This is a genomic window from uncultured Lactobacillus sp., assembly GCF_946477725.1.
GTDB lineage: Bacteria > Bacillota > Bacilli > Lactobacillales > Lactobacillaceae > Lactobacillus.
In genome coordinates, this window is sequence record NZ_CAMKZC010000018.1 from 18,576 (window position 1) to 27,046 (window position 8,471).

The following is an 8,471-nucleotide window of genomic DNA, read 5'->3' on the forward strand; positions in this document are numbered from 1 at the left end:
TGGAACTTTTTGCTGGAGGATAGATAAAATGAAAGAGATATATATTGTTGCAGCTAAAAGAACACCTTTTGGTCGTTATCATGGTTTATGGGCTGAAAAAAGTGCTATCGATCTAGGTGAAATTGTATTAAGGGAAACGTTGAAAAGTATTAATTTAAATGCAGATAGCCTTGATGCCCTGTTCATGGGCAACGTATTAGGTGCAAGTTTAGGACAAAACATGGCTCGCCAAGTTGCCTTGAATACTGGTATGAGTCCCCAAAGTAGCAGCGTAACAATTAATGAAGTTTGTGGCTCGAGTTTGAAAGCTCTTCGCCTGGCACAAGGACAGATGGAAATGGGTGATTTTGATCTGGTCGCAGTTGGCGGTGCCGAGAGTATGTCTAATGCTGTTTACCTGACCGAAAGCAAAGAAAAGCCCGATTTTGAAAGTGAAATGCTGCAAAATGGTCTGACTGATGCTTTTTCAGGCACACATATGGGACTTACAGCAGAAAATGTAGCTGAAAAATACGGTGTAACCCGCCAAGAAATGGATGAGTACAGTTTAGCTTCACACCGTAAGGCAACGGAAATTGTCCAACAGGATTTTTTTAAAGATGAAATGATTAACGTTGAAATAAATGGCAAGATTATTCAGCAGGATGAAAATATTCGCCCGGATACTAATTTAGCAGCGCTTAGTAAACTAAAGCCGGTCTTTAAAGAGAATGGTAATGTTACTGCCGGTAATTCTTCTCCTCTAAGTGACGGCGCCAGCATGATTATTTTAGCAACAAAAGAAAAAGTAGCAGAGCTGAATTTGCGTCCTCTTGCACGATTAGGTGCATTTGCAGAATCAGGAAATGATCCCGCTTATATGGGAATAGCACCATACTATGCTGTAGAAAAGCTATTGCAAAAAACTAACAAGACAATTAATGATTATGATGTAATTGAAGTCAATGAAGCTTTTGCTGCACCCAGTGTGGTTTTAACGCAGAAATTACAGATTCCACCAGCAAAGTTAAATATTTTTGGTGGTGCCATTGCTTTAGGCCACCCTCTGGCAGCTACAGGTACTCGCTTGGTCGGAACGGCAATTAACATTATGAATCATATTAATGGCCAAAACGCTTTGGTTACTCTTTGCATCGGAGGAGGTCAGGCAATTGCATGTGAGATTGAGAGAATTTAAATGAAGTTTTATGAATTAACGCCTGCAAAAAGAAGGGCATTACTGCAGGAACATGGCATTAAACTGGATGAAATTGATGACCAGGTTTTGCGTGAACTTGACTTATTGAGTGAAAATGTAATAGGTCAATTGCGACTTCCAGTTGGTTTGGTGCAGAATGTGCTGGTTAATGGCCAAGATTACCAAGTGCCACTGTCTACGGAAGAACCATCAGTGGTTGCTGCTGCAAATAATGGCGCAAAGATTGTGACAGAAGCTGGCGGTTTTACCGCTTTTAGTCAACGCAATGGCATATGGGGTCAAATTGTTTTACAAGCTGCTGCTGATTTTAAAATAGCTAAATTACAAGATTTCTTTCCTGAATTAATCGAACAAGCAAATAATGAATATGCTAGTTTAGTCAAGCGTGGTGGTGGGGTAAAAACTATTACTGCTAACCAAGAAAAAGATTTAATTTTTTTGAAAGTGCTGGTTGATCCTGCAGAGTCGATGGGCGCCAATAGGGTAAATTCTATTTTAGAGTATATGGCTGGGCAGTTAGCTGTTTTTTCGGGCATCAAGCAAAAATTATTTGCTATTTTATCAAACTATCCCAGTCAAATAACTAAGGTAAAAGCAGAAATACCAGTAAAGATAATTGGTGGAATAGAAACTGCACGAAAAATTGCGTTGCTTAGTAAGATTGGTCAAACTGATCCTATGAGAGCTGTTACGAATAACAAGGGGATTATGAACGGTGTTGAGGCAGTATTGCTTGCTACCGGTAATGATACTCGCGCAGTTGAAGCTGCCTGCAGCGTTTGGTCAGCAAAAAGTGGTTCGTACACCAGTCTTAGTGAATGGTTTGTGCAAGATGAAAAACTGCTAGGAAAGCTCAGTCTTCCTTTACCAATTGGTGTTGTCGGTGGATCGATTAAATCCAGAAAAGATGTCAAACAAAACTATCGGATATTAGGAGAAAAGATCACTAGTCAAGAACTCGCGAACATTATTGCTGCGATTGGATTGGCTAACAATCTTGCCGCCTTGTTGGCAATTGCCACTAAAGGAATTCAAAAGGGGCATATGAAGCTGCAGGCCAGAAATATTGTTGCTAATTTGGATGCAACTTCTCCTGAAAAGAAAAAAGTATTGCAGATGCTAATTAATAGCAAAATTTATAGTCAAACAGCAGCACAAGATTTTTTAAAGGAAATTAGGAAGGAAAACAATGCAAGTCGGAATTGATCAAATTGGTTTTTATACGCCTAACAAATATGTCGATATGGTGGATTTAGCCTATGCTCGTAATGAAGATCCCAATAAATTTCTGATTGGAATTGGACAGCAAAAAATGAGTGTAGCTGATCAAACCCAGGATGCTGTGTCAATGGGAATTAACGCGACATTAAGGTATTTGGATCATATTGAACGTAAAAATGTCGGTTTATTAATAGTGGGAACAGAAAGCGGAGTCGATCAATCCAAATCTGCTTCGCTTTTCATCAAAACAGCATTAAACTTGCCTCCAAATGTGCGAACTTTTGAAGTAAAAGAAGCATGTTTTGGCATGACAGCAGGCATTATGATTGCTCGTGATTATGTACGCTTGCACCCCAATCACAGCGCGATTGTGATTGGAGCGGATATTGCTCGTTATGGTATTAATACTGGTGGTGAAGTAACTCAGGGTGCAGGCAGCATCAGTGTATTAGTTAAAGCTGCCCCGCAAATAATGACTTTAAGTGCTGGTCACAGCGCCTATAGTGCTGATATCAATGATTTTTGGCGTCCCAACGATTCTGCAGTCGCCCTGGTTGATGGTAAATATTCCAAAGATGTTTACCTCGACTTTTTCAGGCACACATTTACTGATTATCAGAAACAAACGGGTTTAAAAGCCAGTGATTTCACCGCTCTTCTTTATCACTTGCCCTTTGTCAAAATGGGCTTTAAGGCCAACCAGTTGGCAATTGAGAAGCAAGATGATGAAACTAAAAAGCGTCTAGCCGATAATTTTGCTGCAAGTGCTTGTTATAGTAAACAAATTGGTAATATTTATACTGCATCTTTATACTTAAGCTTTTTGAGCTTGTTGGAAAATGCTCAGTTGCCTGCGAATGCAAAGGTGGGTTTGTTTTCATATGGTTCAGGTGCTATGGCAGAATTTTATTCTGGTCAAATATGCGAGGACTATGGTAAAGCTTTAAACCAAACAGCAGATCAAGAAATGATTGCTCGAAGACAAAAGTTAACTATTTCAGAATATGAGCAAATCTTCAATCAAGCTTTGCAAAACCCGCAAGATGGTTTAAAACTTACAAGTGATGAACAGAGTGGCACTTGGTACTTCGCCGGAACTGAAAACCATATCCGTCAATATCGCAAAAAATAGCTAAACAAATAAAAATGCCGCTAAAAGCGGCATTTTTTAGGTTAATCTGACTGCATTTTGGTCAGGTAAAATTTGAATACCGTAAACGGCAATTTTTTCTTTTTGATAACTAATATATAGTGGAATACTGCGACCATGAATATTTTTTACTAAACTGCTGAATTTGCTTTTGATTAATGGTTTTTTGCCGGGAAAAAATAGGCAAGCCGTACTGGTAATTTTTACTTTTGCCAACGGAACATTTTTATGAGCAATAGTTAAATAAAAGCTGGTTTGATTGTTTAAGTCATTAGTTAATTGTAAAAAATCTGTTAATCTCATTTTTCTTTTTCCTATACAAATTAAAAATGTTATACTATAAGATATTATTTTTAGTGAGGATGGCTTAACTAATTGAAAAAATTAAAGCATAAAAAGTTGTGGCTTTCATCAATTATTATTATTTTATTAGTATTTTTAATATTTACCGGGGCAGGTTACTATTTCTTTAGAGTGGCTTGTGTTCCTGGCAAAAAGAGTTTTTTAAGCTCTTCAAGTAAGGTTCTCAAAAAATCTGATCCCCTTTACCATGAAAAAAAGTGGTTTAAAGCTGCGGCTAAACAAAAATGGCACATTGAATCAGCTGATGAAAAGTTTAAATTAGAAGCAAACTTTATTCCTTATAAAAATTCGCACAAAACTGCCGTAGTTTTACCAGGATACATGGATACTAAAGAGGACATGGGAGAATATGATGCCTTGTTTCACGAATTAGGCTACAATACTCTGACGCCGGATCCAAGAGCACAGGGACACAGTGAAGGGCATTATATTGGCTATGGCTGGCCGGAAAAAAATGATGTGAAAAAGTGGATTTCTTACTTATTACAGACAAAAGGTAATCAGCAGCAAATTGTGGTTTATGGCTTGAGTATGGGTGCAGCAACTGCCATGATGACTAGTGGGCTGAAATTGCCTCACCAAGTTAAAGCATTTATTGAAGACTGCGGCTATACTAGTGTTAAAGACGAAATCGAACGCGAAGCAGGGGTTCTGTACAATATGCCCGCTTTTCTGCGCTTTCCTTTAGTTGAAATTCTGAGCGGCATTAATAAGATCAAAGTTGGCTATTTTATGGGTAATGCGTCCAGCGTGCAGCAATTGCATAAGAATCACAAGCCCATGCTCTTTATTCACGGTAGTCAAGATAATTTTGTTCCAACCAAGATGGTCTACCCTAATTATAAAGCTACCAAAGGGCCAAAGGAAATATGGGTTGCTCCTAAAGCTAAACATGCCAAGTCTTTTGCAAAGCATCCCCAAGAATACAAAAGACGTGTTGCAGCATTTTTAGCTAAATATGTTAGGTAGGTCGTGCATTATATTTGCTAGCGCTTACATAAGTCTGATATTATAGAATTGTGGTTAAGGTTGACAAAATTTCTATCTCCATAATATGTTTGTTATTGAATCTTTAAAAACAAGTTTATCGCGAAAAAATTCGATTTTTGTATGTTTATATCTGTGAAATTTTTCATCTAAACTGAAAAGTTTTTAATCTACACCTGACCCACAAAAAAATAGTTGTCACAGCAAGTGACAACTATTTTTTACCTTAAAGTTAATTTTACAACGCATTCACACCTTGGAGTTTGAGGCAACATATCTACATTCTCAATTAGTCTGACATTATATGCTTCGCTCAGAAGAACTAAGTCTTGTGCCAAAGTAGAGGGGTTGCAAGAAATGTATACAAAAGTTTTAGGTTTTACTCTTAGTATGGTTTTGATTAAGCTTTTTGCAAGTCCCGTTCGCGGTGGGTCAACAATCAAAGCATCAATGGGAATACCATTTTGGACTAATTCTGGTAGAATCTTTTCCACGCTTCCCTGAATGTAATTAGCATTTTTAATATGATTCAGTTCTACGTTATGATTAGCATCTTCGACTGCTTCGGGGATAGTTTCAATGCCAATAACTTGTTTAACCTGATCAGCGGCTAAGATTCCGAGCGTACCTACGCCACTATATGCATCTATTAGAGTTTCAGTTGGTGTTAAATCTAAAAATTTAAGTGCTTTTGAATATAACGTAATAGTTTGAACTGGGTTCAATTGGAAAAATGCTCGCGGTGATAATGCAAACTTTTTGCCCAAAATTTCATCAGTTATCTGATTTTTTCCAGCCAGCCTAACTGTTTTGTTCCCCCAAACCTGGGGGTTACGCCAGTCAGTTTCATTTTGATAGACACTGACCACGTCTGGCAGGCGTAAAACTTGTTCGGCAAGCTGCTCTAAATTTTTGATGTTGCGGCCAATTGTAATTAAAGTTACTTGTATTTCATGAGTAGCATATGCTTGACGCACCACAATTGTTTTTAGACCATCAAAATGGCGGTAAGGATCCGCAATTTTAACGTGCAATTTTTCTACTAAGCTTTTGATTTTGCGTTCAGTATCTTGAGTGGCTTGGTTTTGCGTTGGCATAACAGGTAAATCAAACAGCTCGTGCGAGTTAGGTGCAAAAAGACCCAAACTGATCTGACCATGAGACTGTTCAATTTGGTATTGCGCTTTATTACGATAATGCCATTCCTCTGGAGCCGCAATGGTTTTTTTAACCTTATACTTACTGTATCCCCGAGGATGAAATTTTTTCAAAGCTTCAAGAACGTTGTCCCGTTTGAATTCAAGTTGCTTGGGATAAGCTAAATGAGCAAGTTCCAGCCCACCTATTGCCGGATTAACTTTAGACGGGAATGCTACTCTGTCTGGACTTTTTTCTTTAATGCGGACTAGTTCTGCATCAATGTAACGGGGATATTCTTTGATGATTTTGGCAACGACCACTTCTTTGGGCAAGGCACCTGGAATAAAAATTATTTTTTTGCGATAATAGCCGATTCCTTCGCCATTAATGCCCAGTCTTTTAATTGTGATAATAATATCCTTGTCTTTTGGTTTATTTTGATTAAATTTCTTGTACATAGTTTTCTTTCTACAATAAAATAGTAAATGTTAACAATTTATTGTACTCCCTGAAAAAAGTATTTAGCAAGATTAAACAAAATTTGCTAGCATGGAGTTAAGCACTAGAAAGGTGAAAATTGTTATGCCAATTATTACTAAAGTAAGCAGTCAAAAAAGACCCGGAAGATTTAATATCTTTTTAGATGGTAAGTATTCTTTTTCTGCTGCTGAGCAAACTGTGGCTGAATTCATGCTTTTAAAAGGGCAAGAACTGACTGAAGAACAAATTACTGAAATTAAGCAATTTGATCAAGACGCCAAGGCTACCAATATTGCATCTAATTATTTAAGTTATGAACCCAGAACTGTTTATGAAGTTTTACAATATCTTAATAAACATGGCATTGATAATGACTCTGCACAAGCCGCTGTCAGTCAACTGACAGAAATGGGGTTTTTAGATGATACTAAGTATGCACAGTTAGTGATTACACAAAACTTGCGTATTGGTACTGATGGTCCACTTAGTGTCAGCAATAAGTTGAGACAAAAAGGAATTGATCCTGAAATAATTGATAATGCATTAATGGCAATAGCTGATGATGACTGGCTGGATGCAGGTAAGAGAGTGCTTAAATCAATGAAAAGTAAAGTGGGCAAATTGGCGCGGCGCGAACTGGAACGCAAAAAGACTAGTAAATTATTGAGTCATGGCTTTTCCAGCACACTTGCCAGTACGATAGCCGCTCAAATTGATTTACCGCAAAACGATGAAGACCAAATCGCAGCATTAAAAAAACAGGGGATCAAAGCCTATAAGCGGTTTCGCCGCTTATCAGAAAATGAGAGACAGCAAAAAATACGTAATTACTTATTTACACACGGATTTGCCAGTAATGAAATTGATGCTTTTCTAGCTGGTGAGATAATTCCTTTAGATGAGTTGGCAGAATATTAGGAGCAATTATGAAAAAACTACAGAAAAAAGTAACTTTTGTTGGTCGTCCTTTTCCTGATCAATTGATGGACGAACAGAAAACCTTTAATGAATCAAACATGGAAATGGAACAAAATCAGGTTTTTCAGGATTTTATCACTAAGAATAATTTAACTGATTCTCGGAGCAATATGGTTGTTTTTGGTCCGGAAAATTTTATGTATTGGTACGGCGTAATTGCAGCAAATGATATTGATGTTCCAAAAGGCTTAATGAAATTTGTTTTGCCTGAAGCCCAAGTGGCAATTAAAGAAAAAGACAATCAAAATATTTCCTTTTTTAGTCAGCCATTAAACATCGCTATATCGCAGTTTTTAGCTGCAGTTGCAGATGAAGGGATTAAAATTTACCAAAATCCTGGTGATAGTTTAACACCTTATATTGTGCAAACCTTAAATTTTGACACAAAAAAACTGACCCAAGAGTTATATCTTGAGGACAGTCATTAATAATTAATGTTGTTTGGGATCAATTGACAGGTTGTCATACTCAACGTAAGCGCCAAGGCAAGTTGATAAAAGCATAACCAGCATCACAATTCCAACAGATTTACCCACAATTTGATCAAGTGTTAGAAATTCACGAACCACAAAAGTGGCAGCAAAACAAAGAATAAAATCTAAGATGACATTAGCAATTTGTAAAAAATAGCGTCTTCTAATACTGAAAAAACGCAATAACTGCTTTAATAAACCGTCGTCTATTTCAACCGCTAATAAATCAACTGGTCTTTGAATTGTAGCTTTGATGGCAGACATAATTAAAGCACCAACAATAGCGCCAATGGTGGTACGGAAAAGATCAGCTGAATGCAAAACTAATGCATCGTAGCCAATACCAATAATGGTCAGACTGCACAGATAAGGAATTAACAGTAAGAATGTAAAAACAAGTATGACATGACTTTTTTTCATGGGGTAACCTCATTTCTTACGTGCTATTCTAACATATTGTGTGCGTACATGATATAATGTT

The 8,471-nt window shown here is 37.3% G+C and carries 9 protein-coding genes; 6 read left to right on the forward strand and 3 right to left on the reverse strand.

From position 1 onward, the window contains the following. The first annotated feature begins 28 nt into the window (after positions 1–28). The 3 genes from Q0R51_RS07135 to Q0R51_RS07145 are packed head-to-tail and all read left to right on the forward strand — an operon-like array spanning position 29 to position 3,551. Entirely contained in the window at positions 29–1,177 is a 1,149-nt protein-coding gene (locus Q0R51_RS07135) for a thiolase family protein (RefSeq protein ID WP_294757689.1), read from the forward strand. Then, on the forward strand, positions 1,178–2,404 hold the full coding sequence (locus tag Q0R51_RS07140; RefSeq protein ID WP_294757690.1) for a hydroxymethylglutaryl-CoA reductase, degradative: 1,227 nt from the start codon (positions 1,178–1,180) through the stop codon (positions 2,402–2,404). Next, positions 2,388–3,551 carry a hydroxymethylglutaryl-CoA synthase gene (locus Q0R51_RS07145; RefSeq protein ID WP_294757691.1) on the forward strand — a complete coding sequence of 388 codons (1,164 nt, stop codon included), beginning with the start codon at positions 2,388–2,390 and terminating at the stop codon, positions 3,549–3,551. Before Q0R51_RS07140 ends, Q0R51_RS07145 begins: the two co-directional genes overlap by 17 nt. A 36-nt stretch (positions 3,552–3,587) precedes the next feature. On the opposite strand, the gene Q0R51_RS07150 is transcribed toward Q0R51_RS07145, so the two are convergent. Next, entirely contained in the window at positions 3,588–3,872 is a 285-nt protein-coding gene (locus Q0R51_RS07150) for a hypothetical protein (protein WP_294757692.1), read from the reverse strand. A 72-nt stretch (positions 3,873–3,944) separates the two neighbouring features. Between Q0R51_RS07150 and Q0R51_RS07155 the strand changes: the two genes are divergently transcribed. Beyond that, positions 3,945–4,901 (forward strand): alpha/beta hydrolase, encoded by a 957-nt coding sequence (locus tag Q0R51_RS07155; RefSeq protein WP_294757693.1) that lies wholly within the window; start codon positions 3,945–3,947, stop codon positions 4,899–4,901. 239 nt (positions 4,902–5,140) lie between these two features. Here the strand turns inward: Q0R51_RS07155 and rlmD are convergent, their stop codons facing one another. Continuing rightward, on the reverse strand, positions 5,141–6,517 hold the full coding sequence (gene rlmD, locus Q0R51_RS07160; RefSeq protein WP_294757694.1) for a 23S rRNA (uracil(1939)-C(5))-methyltransferase RlmD: 1,377 nt from the start codon (positions 6,515–6,517) through the stop codon (positions 5,141–5,143). 124 nt (positions 6,518–6,641) lie between these two features. Between rlmD and recX the strand changes: the two genes are divergently transcribed. Together recX and Q0R51_RS07170 are read left to right on the forward strand one after the other, a co-directional pair. Continuing rightward, on the forward strand, positions 6,642–7,457 hold the full coding sequence (recX, locus tag Q0R51_RS07165) for a recombination regulator RecX (RefSeq protein ID WP_294757695.1): 816 nt from the start codon (positions 6,642–6,644) through the stop codon (positions 7,455–7,457). 8 nt (positions 7,458–7,465) lie between these two features. Then, positions 7,466–7,945, forward strand: a complete 480-nt coding sequence (locus Q0R51_RS07170; protein ID WP_294757696.1) for a hypothetical protein — start codon at positions 7,466–7,468, stop codon at positions 7,943–7,945. Between the two features lie 3 nt (positions 7,946–7,948). Here the strand turns inward: Q0R51_RS07170 and Q0R51_RS07175 are convergent, their stop codons facing one another. Then, positions 7,949–8,410 (reverse strand): hypothetical protein, encoded by a 462-nt coding sequence (locus Q0R51_RS07175; protein WP_294757697.1) that lies wholly within the window; start codon positions 8,408–8,410, stop codon positions 7,949–7,951. Positions 8,411–8,471: the final 61 nt, after the last annotated feature.

Coding starts and splice junctions, on each gene's coding strand:
- Q0R51_RS07150 (WP_294757692.1), bottom strand. CDS start 3,872: ATGAGATTAACAGATTTTTTACAATTAACTAATGACTTAAACAATCAA.
- Q0R51_RS07145 (WP_294757691.1), top strand. CDS start 2,388: ATGCAAGTCGGAATTGATCAAATTGGTTTTTATACGCCTAACAAATAT.
- Q0R51_RS07170 (WP_294757696.1), top strand. CDS start 7,466: ATGAAAAAACTACAGAAAAAAGTAACTTTTGTTGGTCGTCCTTTTCCT.
- Q0R51_RS07135 (WP_294757689.1), top strand. CDS start 29: ATGAAAGAGATATATATTGTTGCAGCTAAAAGAACACCTTTTGGTCGT.
- Q0R51_RS07140 (WP_294757690.1), top strand. CDS start 1,178: ATGAAGTTTTATGAATTAACGCCTGCAAAAAGAAGGGCATTACTGCAG.
- Q0R51_RS07175 (WP_294757697.1), bottom strand. CDS start 8,410: ATGAAAAAAAGTCATGTCATACTTGTTTTTACATTCTTACTGTTAATT.
- rlmD (WP_294757694.1), bottom strand. CDS start 6,517: ATGTACAAGAAATTTAATCAAAATAAACCAAAAGACAAGGATATTATT.
- recX (WP_294757695.1), top strand. CDS start 6,642: ATGCCAATTATTACTAAAGTAAGCAGTCAAAAAAGACCCGGAAGATTT.